General features: G+C 60.1%; 23 protein-coding genes. 14 read left to right on the top strand and 9 right to left on the bottom strand.

Annotation, left to right across the window (positions count from 1 at the left end; translation table 11 throughout):
• Nucleotides 1-6: 6 nt before the first annotated feature.
• Nucleotides 7-915 carry a LysR substrate-binding domain-containing protein gene (locus BLQ70_RS16695; RefSeq protein WP_061966618.1) on the bottom strand — a complete coding sequence of 303 codons (909 nt, stop codon included), beginning with the start codon at nt 913-915 and terminating at the stop codon, nt 7-9.
• 220 nt (nt 916-1,135) lie between these two features.
• On the opposite strand from BLQ70_RS16695, the gene BLQ70_RS16690 reads away from it, so the two are divergent.
• From BLQ70_RS16690 to BLQ70_RS16665, 7 genes are all read left to right on the top strand, one after another.
• The gene (locus BLQ70_RS16690; RefSeq protein WP_061966619.1) at nt 1,136-2,056 is read left to right on the top strand and encodes an ABC transporter permease; all 921 of its coding nucleotides are present in this window, start codon (nt 1,136-1,138) and stop codon (nt 2,054-2,056) included.
• 22 nt (nt 2,057-2,078) lie between these two features.
• Complete coding sequence (locus tag BLQ70_RS16685; RefSeq protein WP_210184312.1) at nt 2,079-2,912, top strand: ABC transporter permease; 834 nt, start codon at nt 2,079-2,081, stop codon at nt 2,910-2,912.
• A 31-nt stretch (nt 2,913-2,943) separates the two neighbouring features.
• The gene (locus BLQ70_RS16680) at nt 2,944-4,548 is read left to right on the top strand and encodes an ABC transporter substrate-binding protein (protein WP_210184311.1); all 1,605 of its coding nucleotides are present in this window, start codon (nt 2,944-2,946) and stop codon (nt 4,546-4,548) included.
• A gap of 142 nt (nt 4,549-4,690) precedes the next feature.
• Nucleotides 4,691-6,202, top strand: a complete 1,512-nt coding sequence (gene argH, locus BLQ70_RS16675; protein ID WP_091858743.1) for an argininosuccinate lyase — start codon at nt 4,691-4,693, stop codon at nt 6,200-6,202.
• A 28-nt stretch (nt 6,203-6,230) separates the two neighbouring features.
• On the top strand, nt 6,231-7,871 hold the full coding sequence (locus tag BLQ70_RS16670) for an ABC transporter ATP-binding protein (protein ID WP_091858739.1): 1,641 nt from the start codon (nt 6,231-6,233) through the stop codon (nt 7,869-7,871).
• A 554-nt stretch (nt 7,872-8,425) separates the two neighbouring features.
• A complete protein-coding gene (locus tag BLQ70_RS25660; protein ID WP_156407139.1) occupies nt 8,426-8,596 on the top strand; it encodes a hypothetical protein in 171 nt (56 codons plus the stop codon).
• Nucleotides 8,596-8,877, top strand: coding sequence for a hypothetical protein (locus tag BLQ70_RS16665; RefSeq protein WP_091858736.1), 282 nt, complete (start codon nt 8,596-8,598; stop codon nt 8,875-8,877). Before BLQ70_RS25660 ends, BLQ70_RS16665 begins: the two co-directional genes overlap by 1 nt.
• Nucleotides 8,878-8,981: 104 nt before the next feature.
• Here BLQ70_RS16665 and BLQ70_RS16660 read toward each other — a convergent pair whose 3' ends face one another.
• From BLQ70_RS16660 to BLQ70_RS16645, 4 genes are all read right to left on the bottom strand, one after another.
• Nucleotides 8,982-9,248, bottom strand: a complete 267-nt coding sequence (locus BLQ70_RS16660; protein WP_091858734.1) for a sunset domain-containing protein — start codon at nt 9,246-9,248, stop codon at nt 8,982-8,984.
• A 238-nt stretch (nt 9,249-9,486) separates the two neighbouring features.
• Nucleotides 9,487-9,738 carry a hypothetical protein gene (locus BLQ70_RS16655; protein ID WP_091858732.1) on the bottom strand — a complete coding sequence of 84 codons (252 nt, stop codon included), beginning with the start codon at nt 9,736-9,738 and terminating at the stop codon, nt 9,487-9,489.
• A 189-nt stretch (nt 9,739-9,927) separates the two neighbouring features.
• Nucleotides 9,928-10,161 carry a hypothetical protein gene (locus tag BLQ70_RS16650; protein ID WP_139163572.1) on the bottom strand — a complete coding sequence of 78 codons (234 nt, stop codon included), beginning with the start codon at nt 10,159-10,161 and terminating at the stop codon, nt 9,928-9,930.
• 117 nt (nt 10,162-10,278) lie between these two features.
• A complete protein-coding gene (locus tag BLQ70_RS16645) occupies nt 10,279-10,488 on the bottom strand; it encodes a cold-shock protein (RefSeq protein WP_061969057.1) in 210 nt (69 codons plus the stop codon).
• Between the two features lie 358 nt (nt 10,489-10,846).
• Here BLQ70_RS16645 and BLQ70_RS16640 point away from each other — a divergent pair, with 358 nt between their 5' ends.
• Complete coding sequence (locus BLQ70_RS16640) at nt 10,847-11,113, top strand: PilZ domain-containing protein (RefSeq protein ID WP_082617511.1); 267 nt, start codon at nt 10,847-10,849, stop codon at nt 11,111-11,113.
• Nucleotides 11,114-11,116: 3 nt separating this feature from the next.
• On the opposite strand, the gene BLQ70_RS16635 is transcribed toward BLQ70_RS16640, so the two are convergent.
• The gene (locus BLQ70_RS16635) at nt 11,117-11,350 is read right to left on the bottom strand and encodes a hypothetical protein (RefSeq protein WP_091858727.1); all 234 of its coding nucleotides are present in this window, start codon (nt 11,348-11,350) and stop codon (nt 11,117-11,119) included.
• 147 nt (nt 11,351-11,497) lie between these two features.
• Here BLQ70_RS16635 and BLQ70_RS16630 point away from each other — a divergent pair, with 147 nt between their 5' ends.
• Nucleotides 11,498-11,719 carry a hypothetical protein gene (locus BLQ70_RS16630; RefSeq protein ID WP_061969052.1) on the top strand — a complete coding sequence of 74 codons (222 nt, stop codon included), beginning with the start codon at nt 11,498-11,500 and terminating at the stop codon, nt 11,717-11,719.
• A 133-nt stretch (nt 11,720-11,852) separates the two neighbouring features.
• Nucleotides 11,853-12,188 (top strand): DUF6894 family protein, encoded by a 336-nt coding sequence (locus tag BLQ70_RS16625; protein WP_091858724.1) that lies wholly within the window; start codon nt 11,853-11,855, stop codon nt 12,186-12,188.
• 690 nt (nt 12,189-12,878) lie between these two features.
• Here the strand turns inward: BLQ70_RS16625 and BLQ70_RS16620 are convergent.
• Both BLQ70_RS16620 and BLQ70_RS16615 read right to left on the bottom strand, forming a co-directional pair.
• Entirely contained in the window at nt 12,879-13,130 is a 252-nt protein-coding gene (locus tag BLQ70_RS16620; protein ID WP_425284588.1) for a DUF7696 family protein, read from the bottom strand.
• A gap of 390 nt (nt 13,131-13,520) precedes the next feature.
• Nucleotides 13,521-13,775 (bottom strand): hypothetical protein, encoded by a 255-nt coding sequence (locus BLQ70_RS16615; RefSeq protein WP_091858721.1) that lies wholly within the window; start codon nt 13,773-13,775, stop codon nt 13,521-13,523.
• Between the two features lie 59 nt (nt 13,776-13,834).
• Between BLQ70_RS16615 and BLQ70_RS25405 the strand changes: the two genes are divergently transcribed.
• The 4 genes from BLQ70_RS25405 to BLQ70_RS16600 are packed head-to-tail and all read left to right on the top strand — an operon-like array spanning nt 13,835 to nt 17,417.
• Nucleotides 13,835-14,053, top strand: coding sequence for a hypothetical protein (locus tag BLQ70_RS25405; RefSeq protein ID WP_139163571.1), 219 nt, complete (start codon nt 13,835-13,837; stop codon nt 14,051-14,053).
• Nucleotides 14,050-16,119 carry an ATP-dependent helicase gene (locus BLQ70_RS16610; protein ID WP_061969044.1) on the top strand — a complete coding sequence of 690 codons (2,070 nt, stop codon included), beginning with the start codon at nt 14,050-14,052 and terminating at the stop codon, nt 16,117-16,119. Before BLQ70_RS25405 ends, BLQ70_RS16610 begins: the two co-directional genes overlap by 4 nt.
• Complete coding sequence (locus BLQ70_RS16605; protein WP_061969042.1) at nt 16,116-16,382, top strand: hypothetical protein; 267 nt, start codon at nt 16,116-16,118, stop codon at nt 16,380-16,382. Before BLQ70_RS16610 ends, BLQ70_RS16605 begins: the two co-directional genes overlap by 4 nt.
• An 18-nt stretch (nt 16,383-16,400) precedes the next feature.
• Complete coding sequence (locus tag BLQ70_RS16600) at nt 16,401-17,417, top strand: PAS domain-containing protein (RefSeq protein WP_082617510.1); 1,017 nt, start codon at nt 16,401-16,403, stop codon at nt 17,415-17,417.
• Between the two features lie 354 nt (nt 17,418-17,771).
• On the opposite strand, the gene BLQ70_RS16595 is transcribed toward BLQ70_RS16600, so the two are convergent.
• Nucleotides 17,772-17,960: a hypothetical protein gene (locus BLQ70_RS16595; protein ID WP_139163570.1), complete on the bottom strand. Its 189-nt coding sequence runs from the start codon at nt 17,958-17,960 to the stop codon at nt 17,772-17,774.
• Nucleotides 17,961-18,219: the final 259 nt, after the last annotated feature.

The following is an 18,219-nucleotide window of genomic DNA, read 5'->3' as shown; positions in this document are numbered from 1 at the left end:
TGATCTTTATTTTTCGCGTGAGGACGCTTGCTTCTTAAATAAATCGATCATGATCTGGATGAATTCCTTGCAAAGCTTTGATTGCTGATGATGAATCGGCTGTACGGCAACAATATCAAAGCAAAAATTCGATTTGAACGGCCGCGTCACAACGTTTCGGCCGCTCAAATAAGTCGCAGTGAAGGGATCGACGATTGAGACACCAAGTCCCGATTCAACCAAGCCGATTGCGCTCGCTGCAAGAGATGTCTCAAGGAGCATTTGACGCCGAACGTTCAGGTCGTCGAAAAGCTGATCGATCTTTAGGCGTTGAGGGTTGTTTCGGCCGAGCGAGATGAAGGGAAGCCCTTCCAGATCACGTGGTTCAATAAAATCCCTGCTCGCAATCGGGTATGTTGAAGGCATGACGCATACCGTCTCGACCGATGGCATCTGCGTCAGTCGAACGCCGGGAAACTCTGCTACAGCCTGCGCAAACCCGATATCGAAGTGACGCCCTGCTACCAGGTCGAGAGTTTGAGGCGTGTTGAGACTTTCTAGCGAAATGTCGACGGCGGGGTGAGCGGTATGAAGAATGCTGATCGCATGCGTGATGCAGCTCAGCGAGAGCGCGCCGATCGACGCAATCCTCAAGGCTCCGACATTTGCATGCCTCAGCTCGTTGGCTGTTTTGGCGACCCTATCCAACCCAACGTAAAATCTATCCACATCGGCGAACAGGATGGTGGCCTCGTGGTTCGGCACCAGCCGATTACCTTCCCTGCGGAACAGCCTTAGATCCAGCTCAGCCTCCAGGTCTCGGATCAGGCGGCTGACTGCGGGCTGCGTGACTTTCAGTCTTTCGGCGGCGGCGGTCATGCTGCCGGTCAGCATCACCGTGCGGAATGCCTCGATCTGGCGCGGGTTGAGCTGCATTCAGACTTCCGGGTTCTGCTCACCCGGTTATCGCAACACCAGGCGATTGAGCATCACATTTCCTTATAAAGCCAGTAGGGCGCATGCAGTTGAATTTTGCAAGGCGGTGCTGCTGAATCTGAGGGTTCGCCGGCTCGCGAGCAGAGATTGGCATGGACGCTTTCGTCCAGAGGCCATCAGCGCCGCGCGTTGCCGGGTACCATTACAGAGGCATTAGCCCATGGGGACATATATAATTCGACGGTTACTGACGTTGCCGCTCATGCTTCTGGGCGTGTCGGTCGCCGTGTTCATTATTCTCCACCTGATCCCTGGCGACCCTGCCCGGATGGCGGCTGGACCAGATGCGACAGAGCAAGACGTTGCTCAGATCAGGGCCAATTACGGGCTCGATCAGCCATTGCCGGTGCAATACGGGATCTACCTGAAGAAAATCGCCCAAGGAGATCTCGGTGATTCTTTCCAGACACTTGCACCGGTAACGGAAGGTATTGCCAGAACATTCCCGGCGACGCTCGAACTGACCGTCGCGGGGATGCTGGTCGCGCTCGTCCTGGGCGTTCCGCTCGGCATCTATTCGGCGTTGAATCCGCGCGGCGCCGCCGACCGTTTCGTGACCAGCCTCGCGGTGCTCGGCATCTCGATACCGGGGTTCTTCCTCGGCCTGGTCTTGATGCTGGTTTTCGCCTCCATGCTGGGATGGGTACCGCCGACGGGGCGAGGAACCTGGCGCCACCTTGTGCTGCCGGCCCTGACCCTCGGACTGCCCTATGTCGCGGCTTTCGCGCGGCTAACGCGCTCCAACATGCTCGACATCCTGTCCGAGGATTTCATTCGCACTGCGCGGGCCAAGGGCCTGTCCTGGACGAAGGTGACCTATCGCCACGCGATGCGTAACGCGTCGATCCCGATCGTCACGATGCTGGGGCTGGATTTCGGCCGCCTGCTCGGAGGCGCCGCGATCGTTGAAACCGTCTTCGCTTGGCCAGGCATGGGCCGTTACATGGTCGAAGCCATCATGATCAGGGACATATACGTCATTCAAGGAACGATCCTTGTCTTTGCTCTCTCCGTCGTCGCCATCAACCTTTTCGTAGATGTGATCTATGGCATCATCGATCCTCGCATCACCTATTCGTAGGCGCGCCAAGACAATGGGTTTCTTGGGATATCTTGTTCGCAAGAAAAACTACGTCACGCTCCTCGCCACCTTCGTTATGGCCATTTTCCTGATGGCCGCGCTTCTCGCTCCTTTCCTGTTCGACTGGGAGACGGCCACGCGGGTGACGCTCGATACTTCGCTTCTATCGCCCTCTTTGGCTCATCCGTTGGGCACGGACGAATTGGGCAGGGATCTGCTGGCGCGGGTCGTCTGGGGTGCCCGCATCACGCTGATCGTCGCGCTCGTCAGCGTGGCCATCGCAATGATACTCGGCGTCCTGATCGGCAGCCTGTGCGGCTATTACGAGAATTGGTTCACCGATGCGGTGATGCGTTTCATGGACTTCATGATCGCATTCCCTCGGACATTGCTCGCCATAATCGTAGTGACCGTCCTCGGATCCGGCGTGCTCAGCCTGACGCTCGCGATCGGGATCTCGACGATCCCCGCCAATGTGCGCCTGTTTCGCGGACCGATCCTCGCGCTGAAACGACGCCAGTTCACGGTCGCCGCGAAAGCGCTCGGCGCCCGGGATTCCAGCATCCTGTTCTCGCATATCCTGCCGAACACGACATCCCTGATCATCATCCAGGGCACGCTGTCGCTCGCCGAGGCGATCCTCATCGGGTCCGGACTGAGCTTCCTCGGGCTCGGACCCCAGCCGCCGATCCCCGAATGGGGCGCGATGATCGCGGCGTCGCGCGCGCACATCACCAGCCACCCCCATGTGATCCTGGCACCCGGCATCACGCTGTTCGCAGTCATCCTCGCCTTCAACCTCGTGGGCGATGCCTTGCGGGACTATGCCGATCCGCGCTCGCGCAAAGCGATCTAGCCGACAAAAACTCAAAAAAGAGAGGGAAACCTTGCAGCCGTCATTCCTGAAAATCACGCGTCGCGAAGGTCTCGGTCTCGGCCTCGCGCTGCTGAGCAGCATCATGTACCTGTCCGCACCGACGTCCGCGCGGGCCGAATTCAATCTGCGTATCGTGCAGGGAACGGATGTCGACACGCTCGATCCCGCGGTGTCACGCAGCACGCCATCGCAGATCGTCTTCAACAACATCTTCAATACGCTCGTACGCTGGAAGGACACGAAGCTCGACGAAATCGTCCCGGACCTGGCCGAGAGCTGGACCAAGTCGGAGGACGGGCTGCGCTGGACGTTCAAGCTGCGTCGCGGCGTCAAGTTTCACGATGGCACGCCGTTCGATGCCGAGGCGGTGAAGTTCAGCCTGGAGCGTATTCTCGATCCGGCGTTGGGTTCTCCGAACCGCTCCTTGTTCACCAGCATCAGCGAGGTGAACGCAAAGAATCCCGAGACGGTCGAGATCGTCACCAAAGAGCCATCGCCGATGCTGCTCGAGGTCCTCGCGGAAGAATATGCCGGGATCAACAGCCCGACAGCCGTGAAGAAGAGCGGCCGAGCCTATGCCCGCAATCCCGTCGGCACGGGCCCCTACATGCTGTCCGAATGGGTGCCCGCGCAGCAATTGGTGATCAAGCGTAATCCCGATTATGCTGGCACGCCCGGAAAGCCTGACAAGATGACGTTCCGGCCGGTGCCCGAGGCGGAAGCGCGCGTGATCGAGCTGACCACTGGCAATGCCGATATCGCTCTCAACATTCCGCCCGAGGCGACCGAAAAAGTCAGGAGGAACGCTGCGACCGCGATCGTGACCGAACCGAGCTCGTTCCAGATATTCTTCGAGCTCAACACTACCAAGCCGCCATTCGCTGACCCTCGCGTGCGCCTCGCGATCAACCACGCAATCGATCGCAAGGCCATCATCGAGAAAATCCTGAACGGCTACGGGCGCGTGCCGGACGGCATCTTCCCACGCGGCGTGCAGGGTCGCGCGCCCGGCCAGCCGCCTTACGCCTACGATCCGGACAAAGCCCGCAAGATGATCGCGGAGGTGTTTCCCGGCGGATATAACGAGCCGATCGTCATCTGGACCCCGGCCGGCCGCTACGCCAAGGACAAGGCCGTCGCCGAGACGGTCCAGGGCTATCTGAACGCCATCGGACTGAAGACCGAATTCAAGGTCTGGGAATGGGCGACCTATCAGAAGACGCTTTATCGTCCCGAGACCGGCAAGGGCACCGGCAGGGGCAGCAACGACGCCAATATGTGGCTGCTCGGCACCGGCGTGACCAATGCGGACTGGCGGCTGCGGCGCAAATTCTCCAGCACCGACGATTCGAATCTCACCGGGTACAAGCAGCCTAGGATCGATGAGCTGCTGGCCAAGGCCTCCGTCGATATGAACTACACCAGCCGGATGCAGGCCTATGCCGATGTCCAGAAGATCGTCTGGAACGAAGCGCCGAACTCGCTGGTCCTGTTCGATCAGGTTCAGTTGATCGGCATCGCCAAGGGGCTGAAGGGCCTCGAAGTCTATGGCGACGAGATCATCAAGCTCGACCAGGTCACAAAATTGGGGCGGCTGCCGCCTTCCGGCCGCTGACGAACGAATGTCCGTTGAATCTAGCCGATGGGAAACGCCATTGCGGCGGCGGGATCAACCGCCGTCCAGACGACCTTGCCAAGGCGCGAAGCCGGATGGCCTCGCCGCGCACGACAAACCTCGTGACGAACTGGATATTACCATGAACAAGCCGGTCACCGAGCATCAATTCCTGCTCTCTGAAGCCCGCCTGAGCAGCCCGCCGGCAGAGGCTCTGATCAAATACCACGACATTCCCGGGCTTGCCCGCGAGATGCGTCATGCGCGTGAATTCAATCAGGTTGATCTCGCCCATACCGTCATGCTCGCGGAGCAGGGAATCCTGCCGCGTGACGTCGCGAGCGCCATTCTCAATGGGCTCTTGGAAATGCGCGGCATGGATCCGGCAACCATCCCCATGGATCCGCTGAATGGAAGCTTTCTGTTGCAGGTCGAAGCCTTCCTGTTCTCGCGGATGGGCGAGGATATCGGCGGGCAGATGCATACCGGCCGCAGCCGCATCGACCAGGGCACGACCGTGCGCCGCCTCTATGAACGCAACCGGCTTCTCGATGTGGTCGAGCGGTTGAACCAGTTTCGGGCCGCGCTGATCGACAAGGCCGAGAAGCATGCCCGCACCATCATGCCCGGCTACACACATATGCAGCAGGCCCAGCCCTGGGTCTTCGGTCATTATCTTCTCAGCATTGCGACGAGGCTCTGCGAGGATTTCGAACGGCTGATCCAGGCCTTCGATCGCGTCAACCTGAATCCGCTCGGGGCTGTCGGCCTTGCAGGGACGTCATGGCCGCTCGATCGCAACCGGACGACCGAGCTCCTCGGCTTCGGTGGCGTGCTTGAGAATTCGAAGCTTGGGCGCGAGGCCTTCTACGCGGCCGATGCGATCTCGGCCCTGTCCTTCGTGATGGCGACGATCAACGATCTCGCGACGGATCTCCATGTCTGGTCGAGCACGGAGTTCGGCTTCGTCGAGTCGGATGACGCCTATTGCGGCACCAGCAGCATCTTTCCGCAGAAGAAAAACCCGGCCGGGCTCGAGACCGTCAAGAAGGCGGCCGGAGGATCCGTTACCTGGCTTGCCTCGGCGCTGGCGACCTTTCGCGCGGCGGGAACGGGCGACCAGGCCATGCGGGACCTGCCGCTGATCGACGAGGCGCTGGCCACAACGGAGGGCATGCTAGACCTGTTCACCGGGCTGATCTCGACCCTTATCGTGCATGAGAGGCGCATGCGCGAAGGGCTCGAAGGCAGTTGGTGCACGGCGAGCAATCTGGCCGATGTGATTGTCCGCGAGACCGGCCTGTCTTTCCGGCAGGTTCATCACGTTGTCGCGCGTCTGGTTCGGATCTGCTTGAGCGAGAATATTCGCCCTGCTGCCGTCACGGCTGGACTGCTCAACCGGGCGGCCCGAGAGACGATCGGAGGCGGAATAGCGATGCCGGAAGACGTGCTTCGAAGCGCTCTGGACCCCGAGATTTTCGTGGAGACGCGCGTAACGACCGGCAGTGTAGCGCCCTCCGAAGTCATCCGCATGCTCGCCGTTGCCAAAGACGGGCTCGCGCGTGACGAGGCCTGGCTCGTGCGCAAACGCGGTCACCTCGCGTCGGCCGCTGAGCGGCTGGAGAGCGCCGTCAAGAACGTCCTGTCTGCGTGACACAACGGAAAGATCGACTGGACCCGCCATGTCAGTTTCGAACTCACCGACCTGCCCGAGCGGTCATGAAGGCCTCCTGGAGGTTCGAGACCTTCGGCTCGAATTCCTGACGTCGGAGGGGGCTGTGCCGGCCGTGCGTGGCGTCTCGTTCAGCTTGAACAAGGGAGAAACATTGGCGCTCGTCGGAGAGTCCGGCTCGGGCAAGTCCATGACGGCGCTCTCGATCCTCCGGCTTCTGCCGCATGCGGTCGCGCATCGGTTGAGCGGCAGTATCCGTCTGGAGGGACGCGAACTCCTGCAAGCACGCGAGCGGGAGCTGGAGGCGATCCGCGGCAACAAGGTCGCGATGGTATTCCAGGAGCCGATGACCTCGCTCAATCCCTTGCACACAGTTGAGCGGCAGCTCGGCGAGGTGCTGGCGCTACATAAAGGCATCCGCGGCAACAAGGCGCGCTCCCGCATTATCGAGCTGCTGACTCTCGTCGGGCTCCCAATGCCCGACAAGCGCCTGAGCGCCTATCCACATGAGCTTTCCGGCGGCCAGCGCCAGCGTGTGATGATCGCAATGGCGCTCGCCAACGAGCCAGAGCTCCTGATCGCCGACGAGCCGACGACAGCCCTTGATGTCACCGTCCAGGCCCAGATCTTGAAGCTACTTAAAGAGCTTCAGAGGCGCTTCGGGATGGCGATGCTGCTCATTACTCACGACCTCGGTGTCGTTCGGAAGATGGCCGACCGTGTTGCTGTGATGAACAAGGGGGAGATCGTCGAGACGGGTGATGCTGCCGAAATATTCGGCAACCCGCGCCATTCCTACACGAAGCACCTGCTCAACTCGGATCCGAAAGGCGATCCTGTGCCGCCTCCAACATCGGCGCCCATTCTTGTCGAAGCGAACGATATGAAGGTTTGGTTCGGCATCAAGGGCGGCCTCCTGCGTCGTACCAAGGCCCATGTCAAAGCGGTTGACGGGATCGATCTCACGATCCGCCAAGGGCAGTCGCTGGGCGTGGTGGGCGAAAGCGGGTCGGGGAAATCCACGTTAGGAACCGCGATGCTTCAGTTGATCCCAAGCGAAGGATCCGTGCGGTATCAGGGCGTGGCGCTGGACCAAGTCGGCCCCGAGCGCATGCGCAATCTGAGACGTGACATGCAGGTCGTGTTTCAGGACCCCTATGGCTCGCTCAGTCCGCGGAAATCAGTCGCGGAGATCGTCGGCGAAGGGTTGCTTATACACGGTATCGGCTCGTCGCGTGGCGAACGGGACTTGATGATCGCAGCGATTCTGGAGGAAGTCGGCCTGGACCCTGCGGTTCGCACCCGTTACCCGCACGAGTTTTCCGGAGGGCAGCGCCAGCGGATCGCGATCGCGCGCGCCATGATCCTCAATCCGAAATTCGTGGTTCTCGATGAACCAACCTCGGCGCTCGATCTTTCGATACAGGCCCAGATCATCGATCTACTGCGGGATCTGCAAAGGAAGCATGATCTCGCCTACATGTTCATCAGCCACGATCTGAAAGTCGTAAGAGCTCTTTGCGATGAGCTGATCGTGATGAAGTCAGGAAAGGTTGTTGAGCGCGGACGGACTAAGGATATCTTCGACAATCCGAAGCATCCCTATACCCAATCGCTCTTGAAGGCAGCGCTTCAGGTTGTAGCAGATTGAAGGGTTGGGCTACTGCCCGAGTACGGCAGCTCATCTGGATAAGGGTTTACAGCGAGACTGGAATTGATCATCCAATGTCTGCTTTCCGGTGATGCCTTAATGTCTGCACTTGGCGCTAAACGACCTCGCGGTCGGAGAGAGCCTCGCTACCAACCAAATGCGTTTAGCTCTTCGGCGCAGCCGGCAAGATCATCTTTGCCGGCCGCACCGTTCTGCGGCTCGCTATTTCCTCAGCTGCCGTGCGCTTCCTTGCTGCCGGAGAGCAATGCGATTGCCCTCGAGATCCAAGGCGGTAACCGCTGTTCGCCCTCGAGGCCCGCATAGCGCTGCGGCCTCCGACGCTCCCACTTTCTCCGAAATCCAGCGGACAGGGAACCGGCGTGACGCTCCGCGCGTGGCGGGCTCACCCTCACACCACGATTACCTGACCCCGGCAGCTCCGGCTGGCGGGGCTTTTTTCGTTTTCCCACGCTTCTGTCTTTTGACAGGGCTCGTCGCACCACGAGGGCCTAGGGTCCGGCATCGAATGATGCACCGACGATAACGAGGGCGGCTTGAGCGAGATCAATCCGGCCACGAACGAAAGCCAGTTGGTGCAGCCCCCAACCTATGACTTGAAATTATGGGCATCGCTCCGCCAGTGGGAGCACCTGAACTCGCTGGCACGCAAAGAGCGCCGCAAGCAAGCACGGGCATTGGGCTACCGCCCGTCAAGGTGCATTTGATGCCGATGAGCGGCGGGGATTCGGTGCCGGTTCGCTTCTTCCGCCTTCGATCGGAGCTCGTGGCGGATGTACCGGCGGCTTCCGATCGAGGCGTTCGCCAGCCGATCTCTTCCTCTTTGCTGAATGCGATGTTCGCCCGACCCGCGGCGGAACAATGGCCAGTTCCGGGCGGTTGCTCTTCCATCGTCAGGTTGGAGGCTACAATGGGCTTGCTAGAGATCGGCGTCGTTCTGACCTGCGCTTCAGCATTCGGCTTCTACATCGCCGAGCCGCAGGAGTGAACCGATGGATGACGCGCTGATTGTTGCCGTGAGCATGATGGCCGTGGCAGCCATCGCCTAGTGGGCGAGTAAGCTTTGGCGCCTTTGACTTCAGCGCAACCGCCTCAGTTTCTCGCGGGTCGCCAACCGGCGCTTTCCGCTTCCGCCGCCGTGCAGAACCAGCGCTCGCCATGTTGCGGACTGATATTCGTCTCCAGATAACGGCGCTGGCCGGGGACGTGGTAAATGCTTTCCCCCGTATTGATGCTGATGTTTCCCTTGACCTGGCAGGACGGGGACAGCCTGGCCCAGACAGCGTCTGACCTAGTCAAGCCGCTCAGGCCGGCGAATCCCATTGCCGCCGCGATCCCGGCCATCGGAAGCATCTTCATCGGATAGCACCCCGGTTCCCACAGCATCGATCCGGACGCATGCGTTTGCGCGTATGATGCAGCCACCGCGTAATTATCCAGTTTTCGGGGTACGCTGCATTTGAGCTTCCTTGGTCCGGGCAGTGTTTGATTTTGGCTTGGCTCGATCGCTGACGCGGTGATGGGCACTTCGCCGTCGCTGGGCCGATCCAATGGCTACGCTGCCTTCCGCGCATCTACTTATGATGGCAGAGCTTTATCAGGCCGCGGCCGCCAGAACCCGCCCTGTGACCGCCAGATGTCGATCACTGGAGTGCATCACCGCAACGACGATAGCAGTTCCGTCATCGCAAACGACATGCAGCCGATCCTGCAGCAATGCCGGGTCGAGTGCGGATGTATCGCAGAGAAGATGGCCTGCGCGGGTCTCGTCGTAGTTTCTGCCAAACTGGAAGGTGAGAGGGAGCCTGCGCCCATTGCGCAGGACCAAAGAGCCTTTTCCGGTATGCATGACAGGTCTCCGCCTAGGCGGCGTCAATGCGCGCCGCCAGCGGTCATTTCCAAAAAGCGGATGGAGACAACTGCAGCGCCGATCCTGCTCCTTCCACATGGCTTGTCTATGTCTTTTGAGTGGTTGCCGCCTTTATCGCTTCGGACCCTCCTGACCGGTGAATACATCGGCCGCCCAGCAGATCTAGGGCTATTTGAAGCCCGGACGCCTCCGCGATTTCATCTTGATCTGCGCTGCGAGCCCCGCCTGCTTAACACTGGTCTCGTTCGCCAGACGGAGCCCGCGCAGTTTGAGCATGTTGTCTTCGCGCTGCTGGGTCAGCTTTTCCGTTTCGGACATAATCCTCGCGCGAGAGAGAGCCCGCGTCTGAATCTTCAAGAACTGATTGTCGGCGGTTAAGCGCTGTTTTGAAAGTTCGAACACTACCATTTCCATTCGCAGTTAAATTGAAAACAAAAAGGCCGAGCAAGTGCCCGGCCTTTCGAGTGGCTAAAGTCGCTGGTGCCAGTACATCCGTGGTCAACGGCGACGATTGCCAGATCACGCAGTCTGGAGCTGTTCTGCAGCCATCTTGCCAGATTTGTTGTCGCGAGCGACTTCGTATCCCAGCTTTTGGCCTTCCTGCAGGTCCCGCATCCCAGCGCGTTCGACAGCGGAGATGTGTACGAACACATCCTGGCTGCCGTCATCGGGCTGGATGAAGCCGAAACCCTTGGTGGAATTGAACCATTTAACTGTGCCGGTGGTCATGAGAAACCCTCCTTTGGCTACACCTGTCGCTCGCCGACAAGACGTACGGCGAGTTCAGAACGATTTCGAAAGGGGGAGTTTATCAGAGCCGCGGCAAAGCGCGAAAATAACAACGACCGTCCAAGCAATCTCGATAAAGTAGCTTACATTTCATAAATTGAAATGTCAACCAAAGCGCGCTTCAGACGATTTTTGTGCGCACAGATTGTGGTTTTCACTAGCGAGGATTTCATTTTATTTTGAGAAATCATCCCGATTTCATGCGCGGTATCTCACTGGCGAAGGCGTGCCTCAGCAATCTCGGCCGCCTTCTGCCCCCCGCCTGGGGCCAGGCTAGGTCATTTCACCTCTGGCATCGATGTCCTATAGCCGCCGCATGGCTGAATTCCCCCGAACATCAAAACGCAATCGGATGGTTGAGATGGCGAGGCTCGTCACGGATGAAGGCGCGGTCTACAGCTGCATCATCCGCGATCTATCAGCAGGTGGGGCAATGCTCCGTGTACCAGCGGGTGTCGAGATCGAGGGACGCGTGCGCGTCGTCGCCAATATCTTACGTCGGGAGCGCTCTGCTCTGGTGAAATGGCGGGATGAAACCTCGATAGGCATCGCTTTCGAGGATTAGCGGTTAATCCTCGCACCGGGTCAGCATCTTCCCCGTCGGCGTCGCGAAGTAGCACTCGTCCTCGTAATGGACCGGTGTGCCGTCTGCGAGGGAGTAGGAGACGGTCGATAGGCCGGGCTTGTTCTGCCAGACGATGACGGTGAAGCGATTGCCATCCTCGTCCTGGCATTTCTCGCGATAGAGCTCGCGGCGATTGCGCGGTGGCTGGGGGGCGACGGGATCCTGCAACGCAACCATGGCGAAATCTCACCCCAAAGATTGATGGTGGTTCAACTGCCGGCGGGCCACGGCGTTCCCGGTTATTTGCAACCAATTTTCATCTCTTGAAGGATGAATAGCTGCTCCTAAATCATCTTCTGCGAAACGGCTTTGGAGGAAGGAGCAATGCCATTTTCGTCTCTCAACGATCCTGCGGATCTCGCTCGGGCATATGCCGCGTTGGAAGCAGTATGGAACGTTATCAAGGACTCAGTGCCAGAGCACGACCGAGACAAAGAGCGCGAGCGCATTGCTTATATGGTGGCTGGGTTCGCACCTCTGGCGCTCGATGAAGAAGATCTCGCGAAGAATGTCATGTTTCACCTAGATCGCGACGTCGCAGCCTAACCGGAACGACTCGTACGAGCGCTGTTGGCTACTGGTAGATCGGAGGAGGTTCGACGCGTGGCGCGGAACCAAGCTCTGACGCGCCCGTTCGGCAGCCAGGAGGCCATTCGGCCTTACGGCTACGGAGTGCGACATGCCGAAATATCGTTTCACGACCGATGACGGGAAAAAGGTCGACCGGGGAGACAATCCTCTAGATTTCGCCGACGACAAGGCCGCAACGGACGCGGCACAGGAGGCGCTGGCCGATATGGTGCATGAGGTCTTACCTAACGGCAACTCCGTCGATCTGACGGCCGATGTTGAAGACATTGCCGGCAAGAAAATTTATCACGCCTCGCTCAAATTCCGCGGCGAAACCGCTGACGAAGGGCGCGCTAAGGCTGCCCAATTGGATGCTGAAGCTGACGCCGCGGTTGATGCGGTGGCAAAGGCTCTCGATCCCGATCGCAATAAAACGCCGAACTAGGTTTGTGCCGCCGGAACCTATCCGCGATTTCATTGTTATGCTGCCGCGCGGCTCCCATGCCAGTGAAGCCGCGCCACTCTCTACCGCCGATCTGGACGCGAGCCGCGGATGTACCGGCAGCGACCGATCGGCCGGTAGGCTAGGAAATTCAGTAGCGCTCGCCTTCTCGGCTGAGCAAGGGCCGGAGGCCCACAAACCCCGTCGGTGATCCCGGCGGGGTTTTGTTCAGAACCAAGTCCGATCCTAGCGAGCAATCGATCTCCATATAGCCTTGGAACGATTCCCTCTCGATCCCGTTTTGCTCCTGGCCACCGCAAAGAGATGGTCGACCGAAAAGGTATGGTGGACGCGAGTGGACCAGCATGAGCAGGACACCGAGCGATCTGCCGACGGCGCCGGGCGTGTGGCGAGCGATGACGGCGCCCACGCTTCTTCTTTAGCTCCTTCGCGTTTTTTGCCTATTCGCGGGGTGCTGCGATTGTTGGTGCAGGCGAGTACCTCGCGCTCGATACCAAGTCGCCTCGGGGCGTGGCTTATCCTGATCGCGGTGCTTTCGGCATTCGCATACCTCGGGTATTTCTTACCCTCGCTTATTTCGCCCGGTGCTCGATCGTAATCACGGAGCGATTTCATTGGCCGCCGATTCGCGTTGCGTTGCGGAGTAGCATTCGATGTGTGCGGGTCGGGTTTTTAGGGCTGGGCCTGCCGGCGGAAGTGGTCAAGGGCCCGGCGCGGCGACGCAGTGCCGAGCGCGATCTTCAATTTCCGTCCGGAGTTGAGCCACACAGGCATCGCCCGGAACGCCTTCATACCCTTCAGCCCATCCTTCACGCCGTCCAGCGCGTCGTTCCGTTCGCGGAGCGGCAGGCCGTCAAGGAGCCGCATCTCGCATTCGTGCCTCCACTCTTCCGACCAGGTCGAGACCTCCCGGCTGGAGAGGATCGAGAAGACGTGCGGCGGATTGTCGGGTGGGAAAGGCCTCTGCGAATCTCTGAGGCGGGCTCGCTACCAATATCCTTTTCGAGCGCGACTGGCATCTCGCCGCTTACCTCGGCCGCGGTGCCATATCGCGCCGACGCGATCGCGGGGATCGAAATCCTCGCCCTTGATTGCCTCGCGAAATTGCTCCGCCTGATCCCGATCGCCGAAGCAGTAGGCCTCATAGCTTCGCGCCCCATCGCCAACTTTAAAGCGACGCGGGCAGAGGCTCGACAGAGGTCCCGACGAATTGAAGTAGCCGAGGCCGCGCCCTTCAAAGAGTGGGACCGCTACCTGATGCGGAAAGTCGCGGTTGATCTGCGTGTCGCTCGGTTGACCCCTTGCTCTCATGCTTCACAACGCCCTGATCTGCTCCTCGAACTCCTCGGGGATCGCGCCACGGCGCGCCAGGACGTCGAGCGCGCTGACTTCGCCAGTTTCGTCATCTGCGGTCACGTGGATAACCGCCACGCCTTCGGCGGTTCGGCCGAGGCGCTCGCCTTCATTCAGAGCATGATGCTTCGTCTTCGCGAGCACCCGCAGGCCAGGCACCAGACGCTTCCGGTGCGTCTTGAAGGGCTGGAGGAAGAACGTGTCGACGCTGGCCATGGCTTGACTCCTCGGGTTGGTTTGTTCTCATAATGTTCTCGTGCCCGAGGACGCAAGCCATGTCAGCCGAACCAATAGAAGATTCCGACGAGGCGAACGAAATCGAATGGGAGATCAATGATCTCGTAGCTGAGCATGGAAGCGAGCGCGCCGCGCTACGTGCCGTTTTGCACGATTTCAATGTCCTGTTGGCAGATGCTGATCGCTCGGTCTCCCGCGGGTTCCTTCGAGGGGTGTTCTCGCAGGGAGCGCGGCCGGTACGGGAGCCGAAGGCATGAATGCCGTCTCCCCAATCGGCTATCTCGACGCTCTCAATTCGGCACAGCGGCGCGCGGTGACCCATGGTGTCGGCGCCGTGACGGCATCCCCCCTGCTTGTGATTGCCGGGGCAGGCTCCGGCAAAACCAACACGTTAGCGCATCGTGTCGCTCATCTCATGGTCAGCGGCGCCGATCCGCGGCGGATCCTGCTAATGACTTTCTCTCGCCGGGCAGCCGGCGAAATGGCGAAGCGCGTTGAGCGGATCACCCGCAAAGTCCTCGGGGAGGGCGCTGGCGTCCTGACCGACGCCCTCAGTTGGGCCGGCACATTTCATGGTATCGGAGCGCGGCTCCTGCGCGATTGTGCCGATCAGCTTGGTCTTGATCCCGCGTTCACGATCCATGATCGGGAAGACTCCGCCGACCAGATGAACCTGGTCCGCCACGAACTCGGCTTCTCCAAGACGGAGACACGGTTTCCGACGAAAGGCACCTGTCTGGCGATTTATTCGCGCTGCGTGAATGCCGAGCGGCCGATCGAGGAGGTTCTTGGGCAGTCCTACCCGTGGTGTGTTGCCTGGGCGGCCGAGCTGAAGGACCTGTTCGCCGCCTATGTCGACGCGAAGCAGCAACAGAACGTCCTCGATTATGATGATTTACTGCTCTACTGGGCGCAGGCGATGACTGATCCCGACATCGCGGCTGATATCGGCGCGCGCTTCGATCATGTCATGGTCGACGAGTACCAGGATACCAACCGTCTCCAATCCTCAATCCTGCTCGCGCTCAAACCCGATGGCCGCGGTCTGACGGTCGTGGGCGACGATGCTCAGTCGATCTATTCGTTCCGCGCGGCGACCGTCCGCAACATCCTCGACTTTCCGTCCGCTTTCGTGCCGCCGGCCGAAATCATCACGCTCGACCAGAACTACCGCTCGACCAGCGCGATCCTCTCGGCAGCGAATGCGGTGATCGATCTGGCAGCGGAGCGCTTCACCAAGAACCTCTGGACCGATCGTGCAGCCGGATCACAGCCGCAGCTCGTTCATGTTCGAGATGAGGCTGATCAGGCGCGTTTCATCGCGGAGAAGGTACTGGAGAACCGCGAGGGCGGCTCGACGCTGAAACAGCAGGCGGTGCTGTTTCGAGCCTCCCATCACAGCGGCCCGCTCGAAATCGAGCTCACGCGCCGGAATATCCCGTTCGTCAAATTCGGCGGTCTGAAGTTCCTCGACAGCGCTCATATCAAGGATCTGCTGGCGCTCCTGCGCTTCGTCGAGAACCCGCGTGACAAAGTGGCTGGCTTTCGGGTGCTGCAGCTCCTGCCCGGTGTTGGGCCGACATCGGCGCAGCGCGTCCTTGAGCATATGGCGCAGGCGTCGGCGCCGATCGAATCCCTCGATAGCGCCCCGGCTCCACCTCGATCCGGCGAAGACTGGGGCGCGTTCGTAACCGCGATCGGGGAGTTGCGCGCCGGCTCTGCCGGTTGGCCAGCCGAGATCGAGCGTGCCCGCCGATGGTATGAACCTCACCTGGAGCGCATCCACGAGGATGCCAGCACGAGGCAAGCCGATCTCGTGCAACTGGAGCAGATCGCCAGCGGCTACCCATCGCGAGAGCGCTTCCTGACCGAACTGACGCTGGATCCGCCCGACACAACCAGTGACCAAGCCGGCGTGCCGCATCTCGATGAGGACTATCTGATCTTGTCGACGATCCATTCAGCCAAGGGGCAGGAATGGAAGTCAGTCTTCGTCATGAACACGGTCGACGGCTGCATTCCGATCGACCTTGGCGCCGGCGCCAGGGACGAGATCGAGGAGGAGCGGCGCCTGCTGTATGTCGCGATGACACGGGCCAAGGACGACCTGCATCTCGTCGTGCCGCAGCGCTTCTTTACGCATGGGCAGTCCGCGACCGGCGACCGGCATGTGTATGCCAATCGCACCCGCTTCATCCCGAACGCGCTTCTCGGACAGTTCGAGCGGTCGGCCTGGCCGATCTGTGCTTCCGAAGACACGCGAGCGCCCTCTGGAGGTCCAAAGGTCGACGTTAGGGCGAAGATGCGCGGGATGTGGCGATGAACCTTTCCGTTATGCAGGCTCATCCAATCGCCTTCGGGATGCCGCTCATGCTCCCGGTGTTCCGAAAGGCCGTTCGAGCGGGCTTGCCCGTCATCCTAACGACGCCGGAGGAATGCGAGACCTGGATGACGGCGCCGTGGGAAGAGGCGAGGGCGCTGCAACGGCCGCTTGCTGATGGCGCGCTCGATATCGTGGCTCGGTGTGTCAAAAAAGATGGCGACGACTCGGAACCAGAGCTACCGAAGCAAGTATCTTTGCTCTGAAAACTTGGGGAATCTCCGTTGCCGCTGAACGAGGCACTGAAGCAGTTACGCTCGCGCGAAGACGAGCTCGCGCGCGTGCAGCGCATCGGACAAATCGGGGGCCTTGAAGTCGATCTCAGAGAAGGCGCATTTCGCAACCAGCGATCCCCGGAATACCTGGCGGTTCATGGATTGCCGGCAGATGCTGCGAACGAAAGTCACGAGGCGTGGGTTGCGCGGATCCATCCCGAGGATCGCGATCGAGTCGTAAGCCATTTCCAACAAAGCGTTGATAGCTTCGACACCGACTATGAGGTCGAATATCGGATAATCCGACCGTCCGACGGAGAGACCCGATGGATCTTGGCCAAGGCTGAAATTCAACGTGATGATCTCGGGAAACCGATCAAGCTCATTGGAGCCCACATCGACATTACCGCACGCCGTACGGCAGAAGAGCAGCGCGAGTTGATCGCCCGCGAACTGCAGCACCGCATTGGCAACATTTTTAGCGTGGTCAGCAGCCTCATTTCGATGGGCGCTCGCGCGGAGCCTGCAGCTGCAAAATTTGCAGATGAAATCATCGGCCGGTTGACCGCGCTGCACAGGGCCCACGGCATCGTCCTGGATAAGAACGGCGATGAGTCTTCGGACAATCTGCCCGATCTGATTGGCCGCCTGATTGCGCCCTACAATGCCGAAGGTAGCATTCGGATCAGTGTTGGCGGCGATAAGGTTCGCATCGGACGCTCCAGTTCGACATCCATTGCCCTTATCATTCACGAGCTTGCGACGAATGCCGTCAAGCACGGCGCACTTTCAATCCCGACGGGGAACGTGCGGATAGAAGTTAAGGGTTCCGGCGAGCACGTCGTCTTGGTGTGGGAGGAGCGCGGTGGACCAGCCGTCGTCGGGTCACCCCATAGGCAAGGCTTCGGTAGCCTGCTCGTGGATCGTGCGGCCAAAGCGCAACTCGGCGCTCTTATGCGGTTTGACTGGAATCCCGCGGGGCTGGTTGTCCAGATCGAAATGTCTGCAGACAAGATCGGTGTCTAGCCGAACACAGCCGCCCAAAGCCTCCGCGCCTAACCGAAGAAAACCGCCCACCAAATGACGGCTCCCGCCGCCATCGGGATCAGCAGCTACCAGCGGGCGAAGAACGACGGGTAGGGAGCTTTCATCGCGCGCCTGACGCCCCTTTAATCCGTCCGTAATCCGCTGGAGGGCCGCAATCCCATAATGCCTGACCTCTCGCTTCGGAATGGGCCAGCGTGACATGGAACTCGATGCGAGAGGAGAGGGCGCGCATCGTTGGGAGGCGATGAAGCGCCCTCTCCCGCGATACGTTTCAGCAATCCCAAGGCCTTGCCGTTCATGCTCGGCGCTGACGCAGGTTTCGCTGCTCTGAGCCTATTCGCCTGGGCCCGCAGCCGGCTTCTCGCTGGGCGGTACCAAAGGCTTGTCGGCCTCACCGGTATCCTTGCCCGCATTGGGATCTATGGAAATGCCGCTGACCGAGTTCTTGTCGGGAGCACCTTGGATCGAGCGCACCTTTTGCTGCTCTTCCGGGGATAGCTTGTTGCCTTGACCGTCGCGCATGAGAGCCTCCATTTGCCCCCTTCGATGAACGGTCTGCCGAACTGACTGTTCCCTCGGCTTATCGCGAAGTCCCCGTCATCCACCCATACGCACCGAACGCCACCAGAGCGGCCAACACCATGACGACGGCGAAGCCGCTAGGCCGGTTCATTGCTTACCCAGCAAGCGGTGGCTGACGGCAGAACTGGATGATGTTCGACTGGCTGGCGGCGATCTGTGCCTTGAACAATTCGACCAACACGCGTTCGATCTCTTCCCT

The organism is Allobosea robiniae, from assembly GCF_900102525.1.
In the GTDB taxonomy this organism is placed as follows: Bacteria; Pseudomonadota; Alphaproteobacteria; order Rhizobiales; family Beijerinckiaceae; genus Allobosea; species Allobosea robiniae.
Note: the sequence above shows the minus strand (reverse complement) of the source record. Positions and strands in the feature narration are given on the sequence as shown.

Coding starts and splice junctions, on each gene's coding strand:
- BLQ70_RS16610 (WP_061969044.1), top strand. CDS start 14,050: ATGAATGCCGTCTCCCCAATCGGCTATCTCGACGCTCTCAATTCGGCA.
- BLQ70_RS16655 (WP_091858732.1), bottom strand. CDS start 9,738: ATGCATACCGGAAAAGGCTCTTTGGTCCTGCGCAATGGGCGCAGGCTC.
- BLQ70_RS16665 (WP_091858736.1), top strand. CDS start 8,596: ATGCCGATGAGCGGCGGGGATTCGGTGCCGGTTCGCTTCTTCCGCCTT.
- argH (WP_091858743.1), top strand. CDS start 4,691: ATGAACAAGCCGGTCACCGAGCATCAATTCCTGCTCTCTGAAGCCCGC.
- BLQ70_RS16595 (WP_139163570.1), bottom strand. CDS start 17,960: ATGCGCGACGGTCAAGGCAACAAGCTATCCCCGGAAGAGCAGCAAAAG.
- BLQ70_RS16615 (WP_091858721.1), bottom strand. CDS start 13,775: ATGGCCAGCGTCGACACGTTCTTCCTCCAGCCCTTCAAGACGCACCGG.
- BLQ70_RS16635 (WP_091858727.1), bottom strand. CDS start 11,350: ATGGTTGCGTTGCAGGATCCCGTCGCCCCCCAGCCACCGCGCAATCGC.
- BLQ70_RS16630 (WP_061969052.1), top strand. CDS start 11,498: ATGCCATTTTCGTCTCTCAACGATCCTGCGGATCTCGCTCGGGCATAT.
- BLQ70_RS16695 (WP_061966618.1), bottom strand. CDS start 915: ATGCAGCTCAACCCGCGCCAGATCGAGGCATTCCGCACGGTGATGCTG.
- BLQ70_RS16640 (WP_082617511.1), top strand. CDS start 10,847: ATGTCCTATAGCCGCCGCATGGCTGAATTCCCCCGAACATCAAAACGC.
- BLQ70_RS16670 (WP_091858739.1), top strand. CDS start 6,231: ATGTCAGTTTCGAACTCACCGACCTGCCCGAGCGGTCATGAAGGCCTC.
- BLQ70_RS16605 (WP_061969042.1), top strand. CDS start 16,116: ATGAACCTTTCCGTTATGCAGGCTCATCCAATCGCCTTCGGGATGCCG.
- BLQ70_RS16625 (WP_091858724.1), top strand. CDS start 11,853: ATGCCGAAATATCGTTTCACGACCGATGACGGGAAAAAGGTCGACCGG.
- BLQ70_RS16645 (WP_061969057.1), bottom strand. CDS start 10,488: ATGACCACCGGCACAGTTAAATGGTTCAATTCCACCAAGGGTTTCGGC.
- BLQ70_RS25405 (WP_139163571.1), top strand. CDS start 13,835: ATGTCAGCCGAACCAATAGAAGATTCCGACGAGGCGAACGAAATCGAA.
- BLQ70_RS16660 (WP_091858734.1), bottom strand. CDS start 9,248: ATGAAGATGCTTCCGATGGCCGGGATCGCGGCGGCAATGGGATTCGCC.
- BLQ70_RS16690 (WP_061966619.1), top strand. CDS start 1,136: ATGGGGACATATATAATTCGACGGTTACTGACGTTGCCGCTCATGCTT.